The sequence below is a fragment of the Streptomyces sp. NBC_00466 genome, from assembly GCF_041433995.1.
Taxonomy (GTDB): Bacteria; Actinomycetota; Actinomycetes; order Streptomycetales; family Streptomycetaceae; genus Streptomyces.
The window spans coordinates 913339-936820 of the sequence record NZ_CP107896.1 but is presented as its reverse complement, the minus strand read 5'-3'; the positions used below and the strand labels follow the sequence as shown (position 1 = coordinate 936820).

The 23482-nt window shown below is 69.5% G+C and carries 17 protein-coding genes; 14 read left to right on the top strand and 3 right to left on the bottom strand.

Annotated features, from left to right (window positions below; genetic code table 11):
* Positions 1–6: 6 nt before the first annotated feature.
* The 3 genes from kdpA to OG210_RS04035 are packed head-to-tail and all read left to right on the top strand — an operon-like array spanning position 7 to position 4444.
* Positions 7–1686, top strand: coding sequence for a potassium-transporting ATPase subunit KdpA (gene kdpA / locus OG210_RS04045; protein WP_328332358.1), 1680 nt, complete (start codon positions 7–9; stop codon positions 1684–1686).
* Positions 1683–3773 (top strand): potassium-transporting ATPase subunit KdpB, encoded by a 2091-nt coding sequence (gene kdpB / locus OG210_RS04040; protein WP_328332360.1) that lies wholly within the window; start codon positions 1683–1685, stop codon positions 3771–3773. Before kdpA ends, kdpB begins: the two co-directional genes overlap by 4 nt.
* A gap of 5 nt (positions 3774–3778) precedes the next feature.
* The gene (locus OG210_RS04035) at positions 3779–4444 is read left to right on the top strand and encodes a potassium-transporting ATPase subunit C (RefSeq protein ID WP_328332362.1); all 666 of its coding nucleotides are present in this window, start codon (positions 3779–3781) and stop codon (positions 4442–4444) included.
* Between the two features lie 110 nt (positions 4445–4554).
* Here OG210_RS04035 and OG210_RS04030 read toward each other — a convergent pair whose 3' ends face one another.
* Positions 4555–5130, bottom strand: a complete 576-nt coding sequence (locus tag OG210_RS04030) for a TetR/AcrR family transcriptional regulator (RefSeq protein ID WP_371535008.1) — start codon at positions 5128–5130, stop codon at positions 4555–4557.
* Positions 5131–5431: 301 nt separating this feature from the next.
* On the opposite strand from OG210_RS04030, the gene OG210_RS04025 reads away from it, so the two are divergent.
* The 8 genes from OG210_RS04025 to OG210_RS03990 all read left to right on the top strand — a co-directional run bounded on the left by OG210_RS04025 (position 5432) and on the right by OG210_RS03990 (position 15143).
* Positions 5432–6046, top strand: a complete 615-nt coding sequence (locus OG210_RS04025; RefSeq protein ID WP_328332366.1) for a 2Fe-2S iron-sulfur cluster-binding protein — start codon at positions 5432–5434, stop codon at positions 6044–6046.
* A complete protein-coding gene (locus OG210_RS04020; RefSeq protein ID WP_328332368.1) occupies positions 6043–7035 on the top strand; it encodes a xanthine dehydrogenase family protein subunit M in 993 nt (330 codons plus the stop codon). Before OG210_RS04025 ends, OG210_RS04020 begins: the two co-directional genes overlap by 4 nt.
* Positions 7032–9170 carry a xanthine dehydrogenase family protein molybdopterin-binding subunit gene (locus OG210_RS04015; protein ID WP_371535007.1) on the top strand — a complete coding sequence of 713 codons (2139 nt, stop codon included), beginning with the start codon at positions 7032–7034 and terminating at the stop codon, positions 9168–9170. The genes OG210_RS04020 and OG210_RS04015 overlap by 4 nt, the downstream gene beginning before the upstream one ends.
* Positions 9163–10302: an XdhC family protein gene (locus OG210_RS04010; RefSeq protein WP_371535006.1), complete on the top strand. Its 1140-nt coding sequence runs from the start codon at positions 9163–9165 to the stop codon at positions 10300–10302. The genes OG210_RS04015 and OG210_RS04010 overlap by 8 nt, the downstream gene beginning before the upstream one ends.
* 314 nt (positions 10303–10616) lie before the next feature.
* On the top strand, positions 10617–13193 hold the full coding sequence (locus tag OG210_RS04005; RefSeq protein ID WP_371535005.1) for an ATP-binding protein: 2577 nt from the start codon (positions 10617–10619) through the stop codon (positions 13191–13193).
* Entirely contained in the window at positions 13190–13888 is a 699-nt protein-coding gene (locus OG210_RS04000; protein WP_328332377.1) for a response regulator, read from the top strand. The genes OG210_RS04005 and OG210_RS04000 overlap by 4 nt, the downstream gene beginning before the upstream one ends.
* 157 nt (positions 13889–14045) lie before the next feature.
* Positions 14046–14396, top strand: coding sequence for an OB-fold nucleic acid binding domain-containing protein (locus OG210_RS03995; protein ID WP_327299539.1), 351 nt, complete (start codon positions 14046–14048; stop codon positions 14394–14396).
* A 3-nt stretch (positions 14397–14399) separates the two neighbouring features.
* The gene (locus tag OG210_RS03990; RefSeq protein WP_328332381.1) at positions 14400–15143 is read left to right on the top strand and encodes a DUF3159 domain-containing protein; all 744 of its coding nucleotides are present in this window, start codon (positions 14400–14402) and stop codon (positions 15141–15143) included.
* A 153-nt stretch (positions 15144–15296) separates the two neighbouring features.
* Here the strand turns inward: OG210_RS03990 and OG210_RS03985 are convergent, their stop codons facing one another.
* Both OG210_RS03985 and OG210_RS03980 read right to left on the bottom strand, forming a co-directional pair.
* Positions 15297–15974: a TrkA family potassium uptake protein gene (locus tag OG210_RS03985; RefSeq protein WP_328332383.1), complete on the bottom strand. Its 678-nt coding sequence runs from the start codon at positions 15972–15974 to the stop codon at positions 15297–15299.
* Complete coding sequence (locus tag OG210_RS03980; protein WP_328332385.1) at positions 15974–16642, bottom strand: TrkA family potassium uptake protein; 669 nt, start codon at positions 16640–16642, stop codon at positions 15974–15976. Before OG210_RS03980 ends, OG210_RS03985 begins: the two co-directional genes overlap by 1 nt.
* 236 nt (positions 16643–16878) lie before the next feature.
* Here OG210_RS03980 and OG210_RS03975 point away from each other — a divergent pair, with 236 nt between their 5' ends.
* The 3 genes from OG210_RS03975 (at position 16879) to OG210_RS03965 (ending at position 23354) form a co-directional block, all read left to right on the top strand.
* On the top strand, positions 16879–18981 hold the full coding sequence (locus OG210_RS03975; RefSeq protein WP_371535004.1) for an APC family permease: 2103 nt from the start codon (positions 16879–16881) through the stop codon (positions 18979–18981).
* Positions 18982–19146: 165 nt separating this feature from the next.
* The gene (locus tag OG210_RS03970) at positions 19147–20475 is read left to right on the top strand and encodes a class I SAM-dependent RNA methyltransferase (RefSeq protein WP_371535003.1); all 1329 of its coding nucleotides are present in this window, start codon (positions 19147–19149) and stop codon (positions 20473–20475) included.
* A gap of 602 nt (positions 20476–21077) precedes the next feature.
* Positions 21078–23354 carry a DUF262 domain-containing protein gene (locus OG210_RS03965; RefSeq protein ID WP_371535002.1) on the top strand — a complete coding sequence of 759 codons (2277 nt, stop codon included), beginning with the start codon at positions 21078–21080 and terminating at the stop codon, positions 23352–23354.
* The last annotated feature ends 128 nt before the right edge of the window (positions 23355–23482 follow it).

Genomic DNA, 23482 nt, shown 5'->3' with positions numbered 1-23482 from the left:
GTCCTGATGAGCCCCGTCCTCGCCGGTGTGCTCCAGATGCTCGCGCTCATCGTGGCGCTTGGTCTGGTCTACCGACCGCTCGGCGACTTCATGGCCCGTGTCTACTCCTCCGACCGGCATCTGCGGGTCGAGAAGTGGATCTACAAGGCCATCGGCGCCAACCCCGACTCCGCGATGCGCTGGCCGGCGTACCTCCGCGGGGTCCTCGCCTTCTCCCTGGTGAGCATCCTCTTCCTCTATCTGCTCCAGCGGGTGCAGGGCGGTCTGCCCGGCTCGCTGGGATTCCGGTCGATCGACCCGGACCAGGCGTTCAACACCGCGGCCTCCTTCGTCGCCAACACCAACTGGCAGTCGTACTCCGGCGAGCAGGCCATGGGCCACGTCGTGCAGACCGGCGGCCTCGCGGTGCAGAACTTCGTCTCGGCCGCCGTCGGCATGGCCGTCGCGATCGCCCTCGTACGGGGCTTCGCCCGCTCCCGTACCACCGCGTCCGGCGGCGGTGAACTGGGCAACTTCTGGGCCGACCTGGTCCGCGGCACCGTCCGCATCCTGATCCCCGTCGCCGTCGTCGGCGCGCTGGTCCTGGTGGCGTGCGGCGCCATCCAGAACTTCGCGGGGATCCACGAGGTCGGCCAGTTCGGCGGCGGATCGCAGCAGTGGAACGGCGGCGCCGTCGCCTCCCAGGAGGCCATCAAGGAGCTGGGCACCAACGGAGGCGGCTACTTCAACGCCAACTCCGCGCACCCCTTCGAGAACCCCAACGGCCTCTCCAACCTCCTTGAGGTCTTCCTGATCCTGGTCATTCCCTTCGCGATGACACGCACCTTCGGCCGCATGGCGGGCTCCCTCAAGCAGGGGTACGCGATCCTGGCGACGATGGTGACCATCTGGATCGCCTTCACCGCCCTGATGATGTGGACCGAGTTCCACCACGGCGGCCCCGCCTTCGACATCGCGGGCGGCGCCATGGAGGGCAAGGAGACCCGCTTCGGGATCGGCGGCTCGTCGATCTTCTCGGTGGCGACCACGCTCACCTCGACCGGCGCTGTCAACTCCTTCCACTCGTCGTTCACCGGCTTCGGCGGCGGCATCACGATGCTCGGTATGCAGCTCGGCGAGATCGCGCCGGGCGGCGTCGGCTCCGGCCTCTACGGGATGCTGATCATGGCGGTCATCGCGGTGTTCATCGCAGGACTGATGGTCGGCCGCACGCCCGAGTACCTGGGCAAGAAGATCGGCGTCCGCGAGATCAAGTTCGCGGCCTGCTACATCCTCGTCACCCCGGCGCTGGTGCTCTGCTTCACCGCGGCCGCGATGGCCCTCCCGACCCCCGGCCACTCGATGACCAACTCCGGGGCGCACGGCTTCTCGGAGATCCTCTACGCCTACACGTCCGGCGCCAACAACAACGGCTCGGCCTTCGCCGGACTCGGCGCCGACACCCAGTGGTTCAACACCACCATCGGGCTGGCGATGCTGCTCGGCCGCTTCGTGCCCATGGTGTTCGTCCTGGCGCTGGCGGGCTCGCTCGCCGAGCAGCGCCAGATACCCGAGACCTCCGGGACCCTCCGTACCGACAAGCCGCTCTTCGCCGGGCTCCTCGTCGGCACGATCCTGATCATCGCTGGTCTGACCTACTTCCCGGCGCTCGCGCTGGGCCCGCTCGCTGAAGGGCTGGCGTCATGAGTACCCTCACCCCGGCCCGCGTCCCCCATCAGGACCCGTCACAGAAGGCCGAGGGCCGCGTTGGCGGCGGCCTTTTCGACCCCCGGCAGCTGCTCAGGTCCTTCCCCGACGCGCTGCGCAAACTCGACCCGCGGATCATGGTCAAGTCGCCCGTGATGTTCGTGGTCGAGGTCGGCTCCGTCGTCACCACGGGGTTCGCCCTGAAGGACCCCGGCGACTGGTTCGGCTGGGCCATCACCGGCTGGCTCTGGCTGACCACGGTCTTCGCCAATCTGGCGGAGGCGGTCGCCGAGGGCCGCGGCAAGGCCCAGGCCGACACGCTTCGCAAGGCCAAGAGCGACACCGTCGCCCGGCGCCTCGACGGCGCCGTCGAGGAGCAGGTGCCCGGTACCGCGCTGCGCATCGGCGACCTGGTGGTCTGCGAGGCCGGTGACACCATCCCCGGGGACGGCGACGTCGTCGAAGGGGTGGCCTCGGTCGACGAGTCCGCGATCACCGGTGAATCGGCCCCCGTCATCAGGGAGTCGGGCGGTGACCGCTCGGCCGTCACCGGCGGTACGAAGGTGCTGTCCGACCGGATCGTCGTCAAGATCATGACGAAGCCCGGCGATACCTTCATCGACCGGATGATCAAGCTGGTGGAGGGCGCCGCCCGGCAGAAGACGCCCAACGAGATCGCGCTGAACATCCTGCTCGCCTCACTCACCATCGTCTTCCTGCTGGCGGTCGTGACCCTCCAGCCGTTCGCGACGTACGCCGGTGCGAAGCAGTCGATGATCGTGCTCACCGCACTGCTCGTCTGCCTGATCCCGACCACCATCGGAGCGCTGCTCTCCGCGATCGGCATCGCGGGCATGGACCGGCTCGTCCAGCGCAATGTGCTGGCCATGTCCGGACGTGCGGTCGAGGCCGCGGGCGACGTGTCGACCCTGCTGCTCGACAAGACCGGCACCATCACCCTCGGCAACCGGCAGGCCGCCGCGTTCGTCCCGGTCAGGGGCGTCACCGAGGCCGTACTCGCCGACGCGGCGCAGCTCTCCTCGCTGGCCGACGAGACGCCCGAGGGCCGCTCGGTCGTCGTACTCGCCAAGGAGAAGTACGGGCTGCGCGAGCGCAGCCGCGGTGAGCTGACCGGCGCCGACTGGATCTCCTTCACCGCCCAGACCCGGATGTCGGGCGTGGACACCGGCGGCCGTCGGATCCGCAAGGGCGCGAGCGGCTCCGTGGTGGCCTGGGTCAGGGAGAACGGCGGCCAGGTCTCCGAGGACGCGCAGACGCTCACCGACGCGATCTCGGAGGCGGGCGGCACCCCGCTGCTCGTCGCCGTCGAGGACGGCGAGGGCGCCCGGGTGCTGGGTGTCGTCCACCTCAAGGACGTCGTCAAGGAAGGGATGCGGGAGCGGTTCGACGAGCTGCGCCGGATGGGCATCAAGACCGTCATGATCACGGGCGACAACCCGCTGACGGCCAGGGCCATCGCCCAGGAGGCCGGTGTCGACGACTTCCTCGCCGAGGCCACCCCCGAGGACAAGATGGCGCTGATCAAGCGCGAGCAGGCCGGCGGCAAGCTCGTCGCGATGACCGGTGACGGGACGAACGACGCCCCGGCGCTGGCCCAGGCGGACGTCGGGGTGGCCATGAACACCGGGACCTCGGCCGCCAAGGAGGCCGGGAACATGGTGGACCTGGACTCCAACCCGACCAAGCTGATCGAGATCGTCGAGATCGGCAAGCAACTGCTCATCACCCGGGGCGCGCTGACGACCTTCTCGATCGCCAACGACGTCGCCAAGTACTTCGCGATCATCCCCGCGATGTTTGCGGTGGCGTACCCGAGCCTCGACAAGCTGAACATCATGCGTCTCTCGTCGCCCGAGACCGCGATCCTCTCGGCCGTCGTCTTCAACGCGCTGGTCATCGTCGCGCTGGTGCCCCTGGCGCTGAAGGGCGTGCGGTACAAGCCGACCGGCGCCGACCGGATGCTCCGCCGCAACCTCGGGATCTACGGGCTCGGCGGCCTGGTCGCACCGTTCATCGGCATCAAGATCATCGATCTGCTCATCTCCCTCATACCTGGTATCGGGTGACCATCATGAACAACTCCGTGAGCGGAACGGGCCGTCTGCTCTGGGCCGGTCTGCGCGCCCTCCTCGTCCTCACCGTCGTCTGCGGGGTGATCTACCCGCTCGCCGTCACCGGCGTCGCCCAGGCGTTCATGGGCCATCAGGCCAACGGCTCGGAGATCAAGTCCGGGGGCAGGGTCGTCGGTTCCTCCCTCATCGGGCAGAGCTACACGCTGCCGCTGGAGAAGGGGCAGCAGACCCCGGCGCCCGACCTCAGGTGGTTCCAGCCGCGCCCCTCCAACGGCCTCGGCACCAACAGCGTCAACACCCAGTACAAGCTGCTGGTGTCCGGCGCGACCAACCGGTCCGGGGACAACGCCGAACTGATCAAGTGGGTCAAGGACGCCAAGTCCGCCGTCATCAAGGACAATTCGACCGCCGGGTACCGGGTGCGGCCTTCCGACGTGCCGGCCGACGCCGTCACCTCATCCGGCTCCGGTCTCGACCCGGACATCTCCCCGCAGTACGCGAAGCTCCAGGTGCACCGGATCGCCGCGCGCAACCATCTCACGGTGGCGCGGGTCGACCGGCTGGTCGCCGACCACACCACCGGCCGCACGCTCGGCTTCGTGGGGGAGCCCCGGGTCAACGTCCTGGAACTCAACGTGGCGCTGAGGCAGCTGACCGAAGGCTGATCAGCGGCCGACTGTCCGGCGGCGGACTCCGCCCGGGAACCGATCGCGTACGGTTCCCGGGCGCCCGCACGTCCTGACCGTGTGCCCGCCGGGATGCCGCCCGGCGGGCACTACCCCGGTGCGCCCGCCCGCAGCCCGTCCATCACCAGGTCCATCAGCCGGGTGGCGCGCGGCTGCCAGTCCGAGTGCGGGTCGATCTGCCAGAGGCCGGCGATGGCGAGCAGGAAGTCGTCGGGGGTCACCCCCGGGCGGATGGTGCCGGCCTCCTCGCCGGCGCGGAGCAGGAGGCCGGCCGCGTCGGTCACCGGGGTGTGTCCCGGTTTCGGCGGCCCCCCGGGCCCGCCGGTGGCCAGGCGTATCGCGTCCGCCAGGCCGGCCTTGGTCATGGCGAACCTGGTGAGGTGGTCCATCCACTCGCGCATCGCCCGGTCCGGTTCCCGCGTTGCGAGCAACTGGGTCGCCATGTCGGCGACCTGCTGCATCTCGTAGCGGTAGATCTCCAGGACGAGCGCCCCGCGGTTGGGGAAGTTGCGGTAGAACGTGCCCTGCCCGACGCACGCCTTCTTGGCGATCGCGCTCAGTGAGGCGTCCGGGCACTGTGTCAGCTCGACCACGGCCACTTCGAGGATGCGCTCGCGGTTGCGCTGGGCGTCCGACCGCAGGGGGACGTCCTTCTTCTGTTCCACTCGTCCTCCCGGCGGTGCGTGGCCGATCTTGACCCTTGCTAACCGGACACCTGTCCACTACTCTCCCTGCAAATGGACAGCTGTCCGCTTCTATTCACCATAGCGGCGATGCGGCCGTCGGCGATACGGCCGGCCGGCCGCCGCCGGTGCCCGCCCTGTTCCTCCCCTGCCTGCGGTTCTCCCGAGCCCGCCCGGCGGCCTCCACGGCCGCCGGCCCGGGGTCCCTCTTACGTCTCCATGTTCGACCGACTGCCGGCCCGTCCTCCCGGCGGACTCCGGCATACGCGAAAGAAGGCTGATCATGGCCCCTGCCCCAGCCACCCCGACGGCGTACAGCGCCACCATCACCTTGAAGGTCAACGGCGAGAAGCACACACTGCCCGTCGACCACCGCACCACCCTGCTCGACGCCCTGCGCGAGCGGCTCGATCTGACCGGCACCAAGAAGGGCTGCGACCAGGGGCAGTGCGGCGCCTGCACCGTCCTGCTCGACGGGCGCCGTGCCGTGGCCTGTCTGCAGCTGGCCGTGGCGGCCGAAGGGCGTGAGATCACCACCATCGAAGGTGTCGCCGAAGGCGGTGAACTGCACCCGGTCCAGCAGGCGTTCCTCGACCTGGACGGATACCAGTGCGGCTACTGCACGCCGGGGCAGATCTGTTCGGCGGTCGCGGTGATCGAGGAGCACGCGGCGGGCTGGCCGAGCGCAGTCACCGGCGATGTGCGGCCCGAGGCGGGGCCGCCCCCGCTGACCGCCGAGGAGATCAGGGAGCGGATGAGCGGCAACCTGTGCCGCTGCGGCGCCTATGTGTCGATCGTGCAGGCGGTCGCCCGCGCGGCGGCGGCCCATGAGCCGGCCACGGAATCCACAGAAGACACAGAGGCTGCGGCCTCGGCGGCAGATGGAGCGGCGGCATGAAGGAGTTCGAGTATGAGCGTGTCTTCGACGTCTCCGGCGCCGTAGCGCTGCTCGGCGCCGATTCCGGCGCCCGCTGTCTCGGTGGCGGCACCAACCTCGTCGACCTGATGAAGGCAGGGGTCGAGCGCCCCACCCGCCTCGTCGATGTACGCGAACTGCCCCTGGACCGTATCGAGGCGGCCGACGGCGGCGGTCTGCGCATCGGCGCGACCGTCACCAACAGCGACCTCGCCGCACACCCCGAAGTCCGCCGGAACTACCCGGCGTTGACGCAGGCGGTGCTGGCCGGCGCCTCCGGGCAGCTGCGCAACATGGCCACCGTCGGCGGGAACCTGCTCCAGCGCACCCGCTGCGGCTACTTCACGGACGTGTCCAAGCCGTGCAACAAGCGCGTCCCCGGCAGCGGCTGTCCCGCCATCGAGGGCGAGCACCACAATCACGCCATCCTGGGTGCCTCCGGCCACTGCGTGGCGGTCCATCCATCCGACATGGGTGTGGCGCTGACCGCCTTCGACGCGGTCGTGTCGTACGAAACGGCCGACGGCCCCGGCGAGTTGCCGCTCACGGAGTTCTACGCGCCCGTCGGCGACACACCGCACCTGGAGACCGCTCTGCCGCCGGGGGCGCTGATCACCGGCGTCACCCTGCCGCCCGTCCCGGTCGCCGCCCTCTCCCGCTACCGGAAGGTGCGCGAGCGCGCCTCGTACGCCTTCGCGATCGGCTCGATCGCCGCCGCGCTCGATGTCCGGGACGGAGTGGTCCACGACGTACGCCTGGCCTTCGGAGCGGTCGCGTCCCGGCCGTGGCGGGCCCGGACGGCCGAAGCGGTGCTGACCGGGGCGCCTGCTGACGCCGAGACGTTCGCCGCCGCCGCGGACGCCGAACTGGCGGCCGCCGAGCCGCTGCCGCACAACGGATACAAGGTGGCGCTGATGCGCAACCTCGTCGTGGCGGTGCTGACCGAACTTGCCGAGGAGGCCGCCCGATGACCACCACCACGACCAACAGGCTGAAGAGCGCGGTCGGAACCGCCCACATCCGGGTGGAGGGCCGCGACAAGGTCACCGGTGCCGCCCGCTACGCGGGCGAGATCCCCTTCGCCGAACTGGCCCACGGCTGGCTGGTGCTGTCCACCGTCGCCCGTGGCCGGATCCGCTCGGTGGAGACCGACGAGGTCCTCGCGATGCCGGGTGTTCTCGACGTCCTCCACCACGGGAACGCGCCACGTGTCGACTCCGACTACATCGGCCGCATGGGGCCGCCGGACCCGACCAGCGCGCTCTTCCAGCAGGACCGGGTGCCGTTCATGGGATGGCCGGTGGCGCTGGTCGTCGCCGAGACGTCCGAACAGGCCAGGGAGGCCGCCGAGGCGCTGGTCGTGCAGTACGAAGCGGAACCCCACGACATCGCGTTCTCGGCCGACCGTCCGGAGGCGTACCCCGTGGACGGCCATATGCCGGGCGTGACCGCGAAGGGGGACCTGGAGGCCGGGCTCGCGGCGTCCGCCGTCGTCGTGGACGAGGAGTACACCACCCCCGAAGAGCACCACAGCATGATGGAGCCGCACGCGGCCACGGCTCTCTGGGAGGGCGGCCGGCTCGAAGTCGTCGACTCCAACCAGGGCACCACCTGGGTCGCGGACGAGCTCACGAGAATGTTCTCGCTCGACCCCGCCTCGGTCCGCGTACGGTCCGAACACGTCGGCGGCGGGTTCGGGAGCAAGGGCGCGCGCGCCCACCAGGTGGCCGCGGTAATGGCCGCGACCGTCCTCCAGCGCCCGGTGCGCGTCGTGCTGACCCGCCGTCAGATGTTCTCGCTCGCCGGCTACCGCAGCCCCACGGCGCAGCGGATCAGGCTGGGCGCGGACCCCGACGGGCGGCTGCGCGCACTGGAACACCGCTCCCTGAGCCTCACCTCCACCGTGCACGAGTTCGTGGAGCCGAGCGCCGGGGTCCCACGGGTCATGTACGACGCCGACACCCACCACACGGCCAATCTGGTGGTACGTCTCGACGTACCGACGCCCACCTTCATGCGCGCACCGGGCGAGGCGCCCGGGTCCTTCGCGCTGGAGTCGGCGCTCGACGAACTCGCCGAGAAGTGCGGAATCGACCCGATCGAGCTGCGCGCCCGCAACGAGCCCGAGCTGGGCCCCGTGTCCGGCCTGCCCTTCAGCGGCCGTAACCTGCACGGCTGCTTCCGGGAAGGCGCGCGCAGGTTCGGCTGGGCGGACCGGGACCCCCGCCCCGGCGTCCGTACCGACGGGCGCTGGCTGCTCGGCACCGGCACGGCGGCGGCTTCGTTCCCGGCGGGGGCCGCACCGTCCACGGCCGCCGTGACGGCGGAGGCGGACGGAACCTTCACCGTACGGATCTCGGCCGCGGACATCGGAACGGGTGCGCGGACCGCGCTCACCCTGGTGGCGGCCGACGCGCTGGAGGCCGCCCCGGACCGTGTCCGGGTGGAGATCGGCGACAGCGACTTCGGTCCTGCGATGATCGCCGGCGGGTCGATGGGCACCAGGTCCTGGGCGTGGGCGATCACGGCCGCGGTCGGCGAACTGCGCGAGAGGCTCGTCCCGGGCACCGACATCCCGCCGGAGGGCATCACGGTGCGGTCCGACACCACAGAGGCCGTCAGCGCCCTCGAGAAGAAGGAACGGCACTCCTTCGGGGCGCAGTTCGCCGAGGTCGCCGTGGATGTCGCCACCGGGGAGGTACGCGTACGGCGGATGCTCGGCATCTTCTCGGCGGGCCGGATCGTCAACCCGCTCACCGCCCGTAACCAGTTCCTCGGCGGAATGACCTGGGGCATCTCCATGGCCCTGCACGAGGAGGCGGTCCGGGACCGCGCCTCCGGCGGCCACTACGGCGCCGACCTCGCGGGGTACCACGTCGCCACGCATGCCGATGTGCCCCATATCGAGGCGGACTGGATCGAGGACCCGGCCACCGACGACCCCGACGACCCGGTCGGCATCAAGGGCATCGGCGAGATCGGCATCGTGGGCGCCGCGGCGGCCATCGCCAACGCCGTCTGGCACGCGACGGGCGTACGCCACCGGGCCCTGCCCATCAGGCCCGACCGCGTCATCCTGGCCGGTACGGGGGATACGCGTGCTTGACATAGCCGATGAGCTGCACCGCTGGGCCGAGCAGGGCCGGGACTTCGCCGTCGCCACCGTCGTCGCCGTCGGTGGCAGCGCCCCGCGAGGCCCCGGCGCGGCCCTGGCCGTCGACGGCCAGGGGCAGGTCATCGGCTCGGTCTCCGGAGGCTGTGTGGAGGCGGAGGTGTACGAGCTGTGCCGACAGGCGCTGGCGGACGGGGAGACGGTCGTCGAACGGTTCGGCTACAGCGACGAGGACGCCTTCGCGGTCGGCCTCACCTGCGGCGGGACCGTGGACGTCATGGTCACGCCGGTCGCAGCCGACGCGCCGTGGCGGACGGTGTTCCGGTCGGCGCTGGCCGGCGCCGCCGGCGGGGAGCCGGTGGCGGTCGCCCGGGTCGTCAGGGGCCCGGCAGGACTCCTCGGCAGGGCCCTCGCCGTACGCCCCGACGGCCCGTACGAAGGGACACTCGGCGGCGAGGCGGAACTGGACCGGACAGCGGCGGCCGAGGCCCGGGCCATGCTGGACTCCGGGCGTACCGGCGCGGTCGGCCTCTCGGAGGACGGATCGCAGTGCCCCGGCGGTCTCACCCTGCTCGTCGAAGCGAACGTGCCGCCGCCCCGCATGATCGTCTTCGGTGCGGTCGACTTCGCCGCGGCGCTCGTGCGCGCGGGCAAGTTCCTCGGCTACCACGTGACCGTGTGCGACGCCCGGCCCGTCTTCGCCACGCGGGACCGTTTCCCCGGGGCCGACGACATCGTGGTCGACTGGCCGCACCGCTATCTGCGGCGGGCCCAGACCGACGGGCGCACGGTCCTGTGCGTGCTCACGCACGACGCCAAGTTCGACGTACCTCTGCTGAAGGAGGCGCTCCGGATGCCGGTCGCGTTCGTCGGCGCGATGGGGTCGCGACGCACCCATCTGGACCGTGAACGGCGGCTGCGTGACGTCGGTCTGACCGAGGGGGAGCTGGCCCGGCTGAGATCACCGATCGGCCTCGACCTGGGCGCCCGCACACCCGAGGAGACCGCCCTGTCGATAGCGGCGGAGATCGTGGCGGCCCGGCGGGGAGGGACGGGCGCCCCGCTGACGGGCTCGGACAACCCGATTCACGGTGGGGGAGAGCACGGGCGCGTGGCGGCTGCCTGAGGGATGCCGTCCACGGGCGGACCGAAGGCCGGCGGCCGGCGGCCGTGCGAGCTCAGGACGCGACGCGCAGAGCGCTGTGACGCTCAGCGTCCACCCGTGCCACGGGACCCGTTCGGCCCTGTCCGACCAGGGCGGAACGGGTCCCGCCGCCGTTATCAGGATCGCGTCAAGACACCCGCGCGGGCGGCCCCCCGTCCGTTATGCCGGAATCCCTGGCCGTAAGGTCGACGGAGAGTACTCAGCTGTTCTCCGGGAGGCGACGTTCTCCGGGAGGCCTGCTCTCCGGAAGACGCTGCTGGAAAGACAATGGGGCCATGGCACGAGGCAAGCTTCGAATATTCCTCGGCGCGGCGCCGGGCGTCGGGAAGACGTACGCGATGCTGTCCGAGGCCCACCGCAGGGTGGAGCGGGGAACCGACTGCGTCGTCGCCTTCGTCGAGCACCACGACCGGCCGCGCACGGAGGTGATGCTGCATGGCCTGGAGCAGGTCCAGCGCCGTGAGATCGGCTACCGCGGCGGCGTCTTCACCGAAATGGACGTGGACGCGGTCCTGGAACGCGCGCCGGCCGTCGCCCTGGTCGACGAGCTGGCCCACACCAATGTCCCGGGCTCGCGCAACGCCAAGCGCTGGCAGGACGTGGAGGAGCTGCTCAAGGCCGGTATCGACGTCGTCTCGGCCGTCAACATCCAGCATCTGGAGTCGCTCGGCGACGTCGTCGAGTCGATAACGGGCGTCGCCCAGCGCGAGACCGTCCCCGACGAGGTGGTCCGCCGGGCCGACCAGCTCGAACTGGTCGACATGTCGCCCCAGTCGCTGCGCCGCCGGATGGCGCACGGCAACATCTACAAGCCCGACAAGGTCGACGCGGCCCTCTCCAACTACTTCCGCCCCGGCAACCTCACCGCCCTGCGCGAACTCGCGCTGCTCTGGGTGGCCGACCGGGTGGACGAGTACCTTCAGCAGTACCGCGGCGAGCACAACATCCGCTCCACCTGGCAGGCCCGCGAGCGCATCGTGGTGGGACTCACCGGCGGCCCCGAGGGCCGTACGCTCATCCGCCGCGCGGCCAGGATGGCCGCTAAGGGCTCCGGCAGCGAGATCCTCGCCGTCTACATCGCCCGGAGCGACGGCCTGACCTCCGCATCGCCCAAGGAGCTGGCGTTCCAGCGGACCCTGGTCGAGGACCTGGGGGGCACGTTCCACCACGTCATAGGGGAGGACATCCCCTCCGCACTGCTGGAATTCGCCCGCGGGGTCAACGCCACCCAGATCGTGCTCGGCTCCAGCCGCCGCAAGACCTGGCAGTACATCTTCGGCCCCGGCGTCGGACAGACCGTCGCCCGGGACTCCGGGCCCGACCTGGACGTCCACATCGTCACCCACGAGGAGGTCGCCAAGGGGCGCGGGCTGCCGGTCGCACGCGGGGCGCGCCTGGGGCACGTACGGATCATCTGGGGCTGGCTGGCCGGGGTCGTCGGACCGGCCCTCCTCACCGTGCTGCTGACCAATGTCGACGCCCAGCTCGGCCTCGCCAACGACATGCTGCTCTTCCTGTCGCTGACGGTGGCCGCGGCGCTGCTCGGCGGGCTGCTGCCGGCGCTCGCGTCGGCGGCCTTCGGCTCGCTGCTGCTGAACTACTACTTCGCGCCACCGCTGCATCTGCTGACGATCTCGAACTCCAAGAACATCGTCGCCATCGTGATCTTCGTGTCGGTGGCCGTGGCGGTGGCGTCCGTGGTGGACCAGGCGGCCCGCCGCACCCACCAGGCGGCCAGGCTGCGCGCCGAGTCCGAGATCCTCTCCTTCCTGGCCGGCAGCGTCCTGCGCGGCGAGACCTCGCTGGACGCTCTGCTCGAACGGGTGAGAGAGACGTTCGCCATGGAGTCCGTGGCACTCCTCGAACGGAAGAGCGACGTCGATCCCTGGGTCTGCGTGGGCAGCGTCGGTCCCCGGCCGCTGGCCCGCCCCGAGGACGCGGACGTGGACATGCCGATCGGCGACCATATGGCGATGGCGCTCACCGGCCGGGTGCTGCCCGCCGAGGACCGCAGGGTGCTCGGCGCCTTCGCCGCCCAGGCCGCTGTCGTACTGGACCGCAGCCGCCTCGTCGGCGAGGCCGAGGAGGCCCGCAGGCTGGCCGAGGGCAACCGCATCCGTACGGCGCTGCTCGCGGCCGTCAGCCACGATCTGCGGACCCCGCTCGCCGCCATCAAGGCAGCCGTCAGCTCGCTGCGCTCCGACGACGTCTCCTGGTCGGACGAGGACGAGGCGGAGCTGCTCGCGGGCATCGAGGACGGCGCGGACCGCCTCGACCATCTCGTGGGCAACCTCCTGGACGTCTCGCGGCTCCAGACCGGCACCGTCACCCCGCTGATCCGCGAGATCGACCTCGACGAGGTCGTCCCGATGGCGCTGGGCGGGGTCCCCGAGGGCAGCGCCGAGCTGGACATCCCGGAGTCGCTGCCCATGGTGGCCGTCGACCCGGGCCTGCTGGAGCGGGCCGTCGCCAACGTCGTCGAGAACGCCGTCAAGTACAACCCGGGCGACGTGCCCGTCACCGTGGCCGCCAGCGCGCTGGGCGACCGCGTGGAGCTGCGCGTCGCCGACCGGGGGCCAGGCGTCCCCGACGAGGCCAAGGAACGCATCTTCGAACCCTTCCAGCGCCTCGGCGACGCCCCGCGCGGCGTGGGCGTCGGACTCGGACTCGCGGTCGCCCGCGGCTTCGCCGAGGCCATGGGCGGCACGCTCGGCGCCGAGGACACCCCCGGCGGCGGCATGACCATGGTCCTCACCCTGAGAGCGGCCGCGGGACCGGCAGGCGCGGGCTCCGCACCGCCGGCCGGCTCCACCGCGGCCACCCCATCGGCAGAAAGGCAGATCCAGCTATGACCCGGGTGCTCGTGGTCGAGGACGATCCGCAGATTGTGCGCGCCCTTGTGATCAACCTGAAGGCGCGCAAGTACGAGGTGGACGCCGCCCCGGACGGGGCCACCGCACTCCGGCTCGCCGCCGCCCGCCACCCCGACGTGGTCCTCCTGGACCTCGGACTGCCCGACATGGACGGTGTGGAGGTCATCAAGGGCCTGCGCGGCTGGACCCGGGTGCCCGTCCTGGTGCTCTCCGCCCGCCACACATCGGACGAGAAGGTCGAGGCGCTGGACGCGGGCGCCGACGACTACGTCACCAAGCCCTTCGGCATGGACGAGCTGCTGGCCCGGCTGCGAGCCGCGGTCCGCAGGGCCGAGCCCGTCGGACCGGATTCCGGCGCCGGGGGTGAGGACGTCTCGCTGGTGGAGACCGCGGAGTTCACGGTCGACCTGGCAGCCAAGAAGGTGCAGCGCGCGGGCCGCGACGTCCGCCTGACGCCGACCGAGTGGCACCTCCTGGAGGTGCTCGTACGGAACACTGGCCGGCTGGTCAGCCAGAAGCAGCTGCTCCAGGAGGTCTGGGGCCCCTCGTACGGCACGGAGACCAACTATCTGCGCGTCTACATGGCCCAGCTGCGCCGCAAACTGGAGGCCGACCCCTCACACCCCAGGCACTTCGTCACCGAGCCCGGCATGGGGTACCGCTTCGAGCACTGAGACAGCTCGGCGCTGAGGCGGTTCCGAGCACCGGGACAGTCCGAGCGCTGAGGCGGTTCCGAGCACTGAGACCGGGAGGGCGGCAGGGGGCACCGGGGTACCGGGGCCCCGGTACCCTTCACGTATGAGCGCTAAGCCGACCGGCCGCTTCCGCCGGATGATCGACCGGCTGTCGACCTCGCAGGAGGATCTGCACTCCGCGGAGCTGCAGGAGGACTCGCAGGCCACGGGGTGCACCCGGATCTCCGAGTGCACCGACCGCCAGATCGTCAAGGTGACTGGTACCTTGCGCACGGTCACCCTGCGTCCCCGGGCCGGTGTGCCCGCCCTGGAGGCCGAGCTGTTCGACGGCACGGCCCCGCTGGACGTGGTCTGGCTGGGACGGCGCTCGATCGTCGGCATAGAGCCCGGCCGCAAGCTGATCGCCTCCGGCCGGATCTCCATGAGCCACGGCCGGCGGGTGCTGTTCAACCCCAAATACGAACTGCGACCGCTCGGACAGGAGTAGCCGGTGACGTCTCCCGACAAGCCGACCACAACCGACCAGGACACCGCTGACAGAGCCGTCACGGAGGCAGCTCTCTTCGAAGCCTTCGGCGGAGTGCGGGGCATGGTCGAGACCGTGCTCCCGGGCCTGCTGTTCGTGACGATCTTCACGATCAACAAGGACCTGAAGACCTCCGCGATCGCCGCCGCCGCGGTCTCCCTGGTGCTCGTCGTGGTGCGACTGGTCCGCAGGGACACCGTCAAGCACGCCTTCAGCGGTGTCTTCGGCGTCGCGTTCGGTGTGGTCTTCGCGATGATGACCGGCAATGCCAAGGACTTCTATCTGCCGGGCATGCTCTACACGCTGGGGCTGGCTCTCGCCTACCTCATCACGGCGGCGGTCGGCTTCCCGCTGATCGGCGTGATCCTCGGGCCGGTCTTCAAGGAGAACCTCTCCTGGCGCAACCGCAACCCCGGCCGCAAGTCGGCGTACGCGAAGTCGAGTTGGGCCTGGGGACTGATCCTCCTCGCCAAGTGCGCGATCCTCTTCCCGCTGTACTGGTGGGCCGACACCACGCAGTTCGGCTGGGTGCTGATCGCGCTGAAGATCCCGCCGTTCCTGCTCGCGGTCTACCTCACCTGGGTCTTCCTGGCGAAGGCGCCGCCGCCCATCGACGTGTTCGCGGAGATGGAAGCCGAGGAGAAGGCCGAGAAGGCCGAGAAGGCCCGGAGGGCGGCCGCAGCCGAGGCACAGCGCGGCGAGGCGTAAACGGCGTCAGCCCAGAGCCACAGGGTCATACAGAGCCACAGAGCCATACAGAGCCACGGAGTCACCCGCACACGCAGAACGCCGTACCGGATCGATCCCGGTACGGCGTTCTGCGTGTGCGGGCAGCTCGTACGGTGTGCCCGGCCGGAGCAGTTACCCGGCCGCGCCCTCGCGGCGTACCGACAGCAGGTCCTCCAACTGCTCCTCGCGCGCCTGCGCGGCCACGAACAGCAGCTCGTCGCCCGCCTCCAGGGTCTCCTCCGGGCTCGGCGTCAGGACGCGCGTGCCGCGGATGATGGTGACCAGCGAGGTGTCCTCGGGCCACGCCACATCACTGACCTGGGTACCGGCCACCGCCGACTCGGGCGGCAGCGTCAGCTCGACGAGGTTGGCGTCGCCGTGGCTGAAGCGCAGCAGCCGTACGAGATCGCCGACGCTCACGGCCTCCTCGACCAGCGCCGACATCAGCCGCGGTGTGGAGACCGCGACATCGACGCCCCAGGACTCGTTGAACAGCCACTCGTTCTTCGGGTTGTTCACCCGGGCCACGACCCGCGGTACCCCGTACTCCGTCTTCGCGAGCAGCGAGACCACCAGGTTGACCTTGTCGTCACCGGTCGCGGCGATCACCACGTTGCACCGCTGCAGCGCCGCCTCGTCCAGCGAGGTGATCTCGCAGGCGTCCGCGAGCAGCCACTCGGCCAGCGGCACCCGCTCCACCGAGATGGCGGTGGGTGCCTTGTCGACCAGCAGGACCTCGTGCCCGTTCTCCAGCAGCTCGCCCGCGATGGAACGCCCCACCGCGCCGGCCCCGGCAATAGCCACACGCATCAGTGACCGCCCTCCTCGGGACCTCGGGCGAAGGCCGCCTCGACCTTTTCGACCTCGTCCGTGTGCATCATGACGTGCACCAGATCACCCTCCTGGAGCACGGTCCGGGAGGTGGGCAGCGTCGCCTCCCCCAGACGTGTGAGAAACGCGACGCGCACGCCCGTCTCCTCCTGGAGCTGGCTGATCCTGCGGCCGATCCAGGCAGCCGACGTGTGCACCTCCGCGAGCTGCACACCCCCGCTCGGGTCGCGCCACAGGGGTTCGGAGCCGGACGGCAGCAGCCGCCGCAGCATCTGGTCGGCGGTCCAGCGGACCGTCGCCACGGTCGGGATGCCCAGGCGCTGGTAGACCTCGGCACGGCGGGGGTCGTAGATGCGGGCGGCGACGTTCTCGATCCCGAACATCTCGCGGGCGACCCTCGCCGCGATGATGTTCGAGTTGTCCCCGCTGCTCACCGCGGCGAACGCACCGGCCTCCTCGACACCCGCTTCACGGAGGGTGTCCTGGTCGAAACCGACGCCGGTGACCCGGCGGCCGCCGAACCCGGCGCCGAGACGGCGGAAGGCCGTGGGGTCCTGGTCGATCACTGCGACCGTGTGCCCCTGCTGTTCCAGGGTCTGCGCGAGAGCGGCTCCCACTCGCCCGCAGCCCATGATGACGATGTGCACGACCGTCCTTCCACACGTCCGTAAATTTTCGGTCATAACTGTTCCACCGGAAAATGGCCCCGGCCGAGGAATAAAGACTCTCAGACAAGCGGCAAAGCTACACACGCGCGGTGCGGGGTGGGGAGCCCTGTGCGGAAAGCCTCTGACAAGGACGGGGAAGTTCCTTCGTGACGAGTCCGTGGTGATGAGGGGGTGGGGGTGCGCGACCCCTATATCGAACGCTTACGATCCTCACCGTGTCCAAACTGACCGACGTGCCCAAACGCATCCTGATCGGCCGGGCGCTGCGCAGCGACAAGCTGGGCGAGACCCTTCTCCCCAAACGCATCGCGCTTCCCGTCTTCGCCTCCGACCCCCTGTCCTCGGTGGCGTACGCCCCGGGAGAAGTGCTGCTCGTCCTCTCCGTGGCGGGGGTGTCGTCCTACCACTTCAGCCCGTGGATCGCGGCTGCCGTTGTGGTGCTGATGTTCACCGTGGTGGCGTCCTACCGGCAGAACGTGCACGCCTACCCGAGCGGCGGCGGTGACTACGAGGTCGCCACCACCAACCTCGGGCCGAAGGCCGGGCTCACCGTGGCCAGTGCCCTGCTCGTCGACTACGTCCTCACCGTCGCGGTGTCGATCTCCTCCGGAGTCGAGAACCTCGGCTCGGCGATCCCCTTCGTCGTCGAGCACAAGGTGCTCTGCGCCGTCGGCACGATCGTGCTGCTGACCCTGATGAACCTGCGCGGTGTGAAGGAATCGGGGAAGCTTTTCGCTATTCCGACGTACGTCTTCGTCGCCGGTGTCTTCATCATGATCGCGTGGGGCGCCTTCCGGGGTTTCGTGCTCGGCGACACCATGAAGGCCCCGACCGCGGACTTCACGATTCACGCCGAGCGGAGCGGCCTCGGCGGTTTCGCCATGGTCTTCCTGCTGCTGCGGGCCTTCTCCTCCGGCTGTGCGGCGCTCACCGGTGTCGAGGCGATCAGCAACGGCGTACCGGCATTCCGCAAGCCGAAGAGCAAGAACGCCGCGTCCACGCTGGCGCTGATGGGCATCCTGGCCGTCACGATGTTCTGCGGGATCATCGGCCTCGCCATGGCCACCAAGGTGCGGATGGCGTCCAACCCCGCCACCGATCTGCTCAACCACGGTGTCCCGCTGGGGTCCGGCTACAACCAGGACCCGGTGATCTCGCAGGTGGCCGCCGCCGTGTTCGGCAACGGCACCTTCTTCTTCGTGGTTCTCGCCGCTGCGACCGCGCTGGTCCTCTTCCTGGCCGCCAACACCGCGTACAACGGCTTCCCGCTGCTCGGCTCGATCCTCGCCCAGGACCGCTACCTGCCGCGCCAGCTGCACACCCGCGGCGACCGGCTGGCCTTCTCCAACGGCATCGTGCTGCTGGCGGGCGCGGCCGTGCTGCTCGTGGTGATCTACGGCGCCGACTCGACACGGCTGATCCAGCTGTACATCGTCGGCGTGTTCGTCTCCTTCACCCTCAGCCAGACCGGCATGGTCCGGCACTGGAACCGCCACCTGGCGACGGAGAAGGACCCGAACAAGCGCCGCCACATGGTCCGTTCGCGTGCGATCAATGCCTTCGGCGCCTTCTTCACCGGTCTGGTGCTGGTCGTCGTCCTGGCCACGAAGTTCACTCACGGCGCCTGGGTCGCTCTGCTCGGCATGGTGATCTTCTTCGGGACCATGACCGCCATCCGCAAGCACTACGACCGGGTGGCCGAAGAGATCGCGGCACCGGACGAGCCGTCCGATGACAGCCTGCGCCCGTCGCGCGTCCACTCGATCGTGCTGGTCTCCAAGCTCCACAAGCCGACGCTGCGCGCGCTCGGCTACGCGAAGCTGATGCGCTCCGACCACCTGGAGGCGCTCTCCATCGGCGTGGACCCGGCCGAGACGAAGGCGCTCAAGGAGGACTGGGAGCGGCGCGGCATCAATGTGCCGCTGAAGATCCTGGACTCCCCTTATCGCGAGATCACCCGGCCGATCATCGAGTACGTACGGGGCTTGCGGCGCGAGAGCCCGCGGGACGTGGTCTCCATCTATATCCCCGAGTACGTGGTGGGGCACTGGTACGAGCATGTCCTGCACAACCAGAGCGCCCTGCGCCTGAAGGGGCGGCTGCTCTTCACCCCCGGTGTCATGGTCACCTCGGTCCCGTACCAGCTGGAGTCCTCGGAACTCGCGAAGAAGCGGGCGAAGAAGCGGGCGGACTGGAACGCGCCGGGTGCGGTGCGCCGGGGCCCGGTGGCCAGGCGGTCCGAGGAGGCCGTGGGCGCTGCCGGTGGGAAGAGCGCCAAGGGGGCCAAGGGTACGAAGGACACGAAGGGCAAGAGCTGAGCGGATCACCGCCGGCCTGTCAGCGATTTCGCGATACCGCGGCACCCGGGTAGCGCGGCGGCACGGCGCCGCGGTATCCGGCTGGTGAACAGCCGGGCAGCACCCACGTAGACTGGTGGGTCGTTGTCCGGCTGTTCCCTTTTGACCTTCTGGAGTCCCCCCGCCATGCAGACAGAACCCACGTCATCGCTGGTCGGGGAGGAGTACGAGGTCGAGGTCGGCCCCGTCGCGCACGGCGGCCACTGCATCGCCCGCAACGAGGAGGGCCGTGTCCTCTTCGTACGGCACACCCTGCCCGGTGAGAAGGTCATCGCCCGCGTGACCGACGGCGAGGAGAGCTCACGCTTCCTGCGGGCCGACGCCGTCCGGATCATCGAGGCGTCCAAGGACCGGGTCGAGGCCCCGTGCCCCTTCGCCGGCCCCGGCCGGTGCGGCGGCTGCGACTGGCAGCACGCCAAGCCGGGCGCACAGCGCAGGCTCAAGGGCGAAGTGATCGCCGAGCAGCTCCAGCGGCTGGCGGGCCTGACCCCGGAGGAAGCGGGCTGGGACGGCACCGTGATGCCCGCGGCCGGTGACAAACTGCCGGCGGGCGAGGTGCCCGCGTGGCGCACCCGGGTCCAGTACACGGTGGACGACCAGGGCAGGGCGGGCCTGCGCAAGCACCGCTCGCACGAGGTCGAGCCGATCGACCACTGCATGATCGCGGCGCCGGGCGTCACGGAGCTGGGCATCGAGAAGCGCGAGTGGCCGCAGCTGGCGTCCGTCGAGGCCATCGCGGCCACCGGCTCCAGCGACCGCCAGGTCGTCCTCACCCCGAAGCCGGGCGGCCGGCTGCCCCTGGTCGAGCTCGACAAGCCGGTCTCCGTGCTGCGCGTCGAGGAGCACGACGGGGGAGTGCACCGCGTCCACGGCCGCCCCTTCGTACGCGAACGGGCCGACGGGCGCACGTACCGCGTCGGCATGGGCGGCTTCTGGCAGGTCCACCCGCAGGCGGCCGACACCCTGCTGAAGGCAGTGATGCAGGGCCTGATGCCCCGCAAGGGCGACACGGCGCTCGACCTGTACTGCGGCGTCGGCCTGTTCGCGGGCGCCATCGCGGAACGGGTCGGCGAGCAGGGCGCGGTGCTCGGTATCGAGTCCTCGAAGCGCGCGTGCGAGGACGCCAGGCACAACCTGAAGGAACTGCCGAGGGTCCGCATCGAGCACGGCAAGGTCGAGGCGGCCCTGCCCCGCACGGGCATCACGGAGACCGACCTGATCGTCCTTGACCCGCCCCGGGCGGGCGCGGGTAAGCAGACGGTCAAACACCTGACATCCCTGGGCGCCCGCCGCATCGCCTACGTCGCGTGCGACCCGGCGGCGCTGGCCCGGGACCTGGCTTACTTCCGGGAGGGCGGGTACCGGGTGCGGGTGCTGCGGGCGTTCGATCTGTTTCCGATGACGCATCATGTGGAGTGCGTGGCGATCCTGGAGCCGGTGAAGAAGGACGACTGACCTGCGGTTTTGTGATTTGGGTGAGATAGTCGACCTGTTTCCCTCCGTGGCGCGGGTCGAGTGCCCGGCTCGACCCGCGAAGCCTCCTGAACTGCGAATTCATCAGGGAGTCGCTCGCGTCGGCCACGCCTTCAAGTCCCGTTCGGAGATTCTTGACGCTCGTATGACGCTCGAATCGGGGTCTCAACCCCACGGACCTCTCCGGCTGGGGCTGTGCGGGCCGGGCCCTCGGCACGGAGGGCAAGGAACCCGGCGGCGGCGCGAGCTGCCTGTACAGGTTCCCGGCTTCCTTGAGCCCAGTGCGAGCCAGTCCAAGCGGCAGAGCGTGGCGCCGATCCGAGGTCGTGCTTTCAGCCGGCCCGTCCGGGCCAGCAGGTGTGGTATTCCGTTGACCGGATGGTCGGCCCCGAGGCCTGGCCCGGGGCATTGCGGACTTGGGCGGGACAACCCTCAGTTGGGCCACGCGGCGGTGCATTCCTCCTTGCGGCCAGCGCCATTGGTCCTGTGGCGCGGTCTGTCCACGTGGTAGAAACCTGATGCTGTGCCCACGCTCGTACTACTTCCACCGACCAGTTATCCTCGGACGTTTGGAGCCCTCGGCTGTGCCATCCACTCTGTATCGCGACACCGGTTACACGCTCCGGCACCTGATCGAGAACATCGAAGGCGGCCGTATCGGGCTCCCCGACATTCAACGCCCGTTCGTCTGGTCCGCGGCGAAGACCCGCGATCTCTTCGACTCGATGTATCGGGGCTACCCGATCGGCACTCTGATGTTCTGGGAGACCGGCGCTGAGGTGGGGACGCGGCAGATCGGAACGGAAGTGAGTGATCGAGCACCGCAGCTGTTGGTCGTCGACGGGCAGCAGCGGCTCACCGCCCTGTTCGCCGTCCTCACCGGGCGCAAGATCGTCACCAAGTCATTCGACGAGATCAACGTTCGCATCGCGTTCCACCCGGAGGACCAGACATTCGAGGTCGCTGACGCAGCGATCGAGCGTGATGCCCACTTCATTCCGGACATCACCGCGCTCTGGGCCCAAGGCGGTTACAAGCCCACCGTCCGTCGCTTCTTTCAACGGCTCGAAGAGGCCGACGGACAGCCGTTGTCGGAGGCTGCCAAAGATGAGCTCGAAGAACGCATAGATGGGGTCCGGGACCTGCACGATTTTCTCTTCCAGGTTGTGGAGCTGGGTGCTTCGGCCGACGAGGAGCAGGTCGCCGACATCTTCGTGCGCATCAACTCCGAAGGCGTGAAGCTCAATCAGTCCGACTTCATCCTCACTCTGATGTCAGTGCATTGGGAGGAGGGGCGCCGTCAGCTCGAAGAGTTCAGCCGCGGCGCGGTGATCTCAGGGCTCCCCGATCCGAGCCCTCGGAACGCCTTTCTGGACCCGAGTCCGGACCAACTGCTGCGCGTAGCGGTCGCTTTCGCCTTCCGGCGCGCCCGGCTGCAGCACGTCTACAGCGTCCTGCGGGGAAAGGACCTCGGAACCGGAAAGGTCACCGCCGCGCGACGGCAGGAGCAGTTCGATCGGCTCGCCCAAGCACACACGAAGGTCCTGGATCTGACCAGCTGGCACGAGTTCTTCCAGTGCGTCAGGATGGCCGGCTTCCGCAGCCGCAAGATGATCACCTCGGACAACGCCCTGCTGTACAGCTACACGATCTGGCTGATTGGACGCCACGATTTCGGGCTGACGGCCGATGAACTCCGTCCCCTGATCGGACGGTGGTTCTTCATGGCGCACACCACCGGCCGGTACTCCAACTCGCCGGAGTCGCAGATGGAGTCCGACCTGGGGCGCATCGGCAGTCTGCCGCCAGGTGACGGCCGAGCCTTCGCTGCGGAACTCGACCGGATCATCGCAGCGAACTTCACCGGCGACTACTGGGACATCTCTCTGCCGAACCGGTTGGACACGTCCTCGTCGCGTTCACCGGTGCTGTTCGCCTACCAGGCTGCGCTCGACATCCTCGACGCCGAAATGCTTCTCGGCGACCAACGGATCCGTGATCTGCTGGATCCCTCAGTCAAACCCGTCAAGGCCGTCGGCCGGGACAATCTGTTCCACGGCAAGGTGCTCGCCGGACTGGGTATTACCGACCGACGCCAAGTCAATGCCATCGCGAACATGGCGTATGTGACGTGGCCGACGGACGAGCTGTCCAACAGCGACGCACCACATGACTACTGGCCGAGAATCACGGACGCTATGGACCCGAAGGTGCTCGAGCGGCAGGTACGGTGGCACGCGCTCCCGGTCGGCTGGGAACAGCTCGACTATTTCACCTTCCTGGAACGGCGGCGCCAGCTGATCGCCAAGGTTGTGCGGGAAGCGTTCGAAACCCTCAGAGGGGAACGCCCTGCATACGTCCCGACCACCCCGGCCGACATGATCGCCGCCGGCGAATCCCAGGGCACCGAGTTCAAGGCCAGCGCGCGCTGGAACGTGCACACCCGGCAGGCCGACAAGTCTCTGCGGCACAACATCGTCAAGGCCGTCTGCGGCTTCCTGAACGGCGAGGGCGGAAACCTGTATATCGGAGTCGCCGACGACGGGACCGTCCTCGGTATCGAGAACGACCTCACCACTCTGGAGTCGCAGGCCAGCGTCGACGGATACGAGCTCTTCGTGCGCCAACTCATCGACAGCAGCTTGTCGACCCCGACAGCCACCACCGTCCGCGTCGGCTTCCCTGAAATCGCCGGCAACTTCGTCTGTCAGATCAGTGTCGCCGCGGCAGGTATGCCGGTGTTCGCCAAGCCCGCCAAGGGCGGCAACGGCGCCACCGACTTCTGGGTCCGGGTCGGCAATGCCACGAAACAACTCCACGGTGATGACCTCCTGCGCTACAAGGAGGATCACTGGGGATGAGCATCCTCATGGTCGGCTTCTTTGACCGGGAGGGGATGACCTCGTGCCTGGAGACGGTTACGTCGCCCCGCATATCGGCGTCAACCGGACAATCACTCTGGTTCCTGTCCAGGAGCACCGCCGCCACG

What these genes read in the sequence shown, in the direction of transcription:
- kdpA (WP_328332358.1), top strand. Translation starts at nt 7, where the DNA reads ATGAGCCCCGTCCTCGCCGGTGTGCTCCAGATGCTCGCGCTCATCGTG.
- kdpB (WP_328332360.1), top strand. Translation starts at nt 1,683, where the DNA reads ATGAGTACCCTCACCCCGGCCCGCGTCCCCCATCAGGACCCGTCACAG.
- OG210_RS04035 (WP_328332362.1), top strand. Translation starts at nt 3,779, where the DNA reads ATGAACAACTCCGTGAGCGGAACGGGCCGTCTGCTCTGGGCCGGTCTG.
- OG210_RS04025 (WP_328332366.1), top strand. Translation starts at nt 5,432, where the DNA reads ATGGCCCCTGCCCCAGCCACCCCGACGGCGTACAGCGCCACCATCACC.
- OG210_RS04020 (WP_328332368.1), top strand. Translation starts at nt 6,043, where the DNA reads ATGAAGGAGTTCGAGTATGAGCGTGTCTTCGACGTCTCCGGCGCCGTA.
- OG210_RS04015 (WP_371535007.1), top strand. Translation starts at nt 7,032, where the DNA reads ATGACCACCACCACGACCAACAGGCTGAAGAGCGCGGTCGGAACCGCC.
- OG210_RS04005 (WP_371535005.1), top strand. Translation starts at nt 10,617, where the DNA reads ATGGCACGAGGCAAGCTTCGAATATTCCTCGGCGCGGCGCCGGGCGTC.
- OG210_RS04000 (WP_328332377.1), top strand. Translation starts at nt 13,190, where the DNA reads ATGACCCGGGTGCTCGTGGTCGAGGACGATCCGCAGATTGTGCGCGCC.
- OG210_RS03995 (WP_327299539.1), top strand. Translation starts at nt 14,046, where the DNA reads ATGATCGACCGGCTGTCGACCTCGCAGGAGGATCTGCACTCCGCGGAG.
- OG210_RS03985 (WP_328332383.1), bottom strand. Translation starts at nt 15,974, where the DNA reads ATGCGTGTGGCTATTGCCGGGGCCGGCGCGGTGGGGCGTTCCATCGCG.
- OG210_RS03970 (WP_371535003.1), top strand. Translation starts at nt 19,147, where the DNA reads ATGCAGACAGAACCCACGTCATCGCTGGTCGGGGAGGAGTACGAGGTC.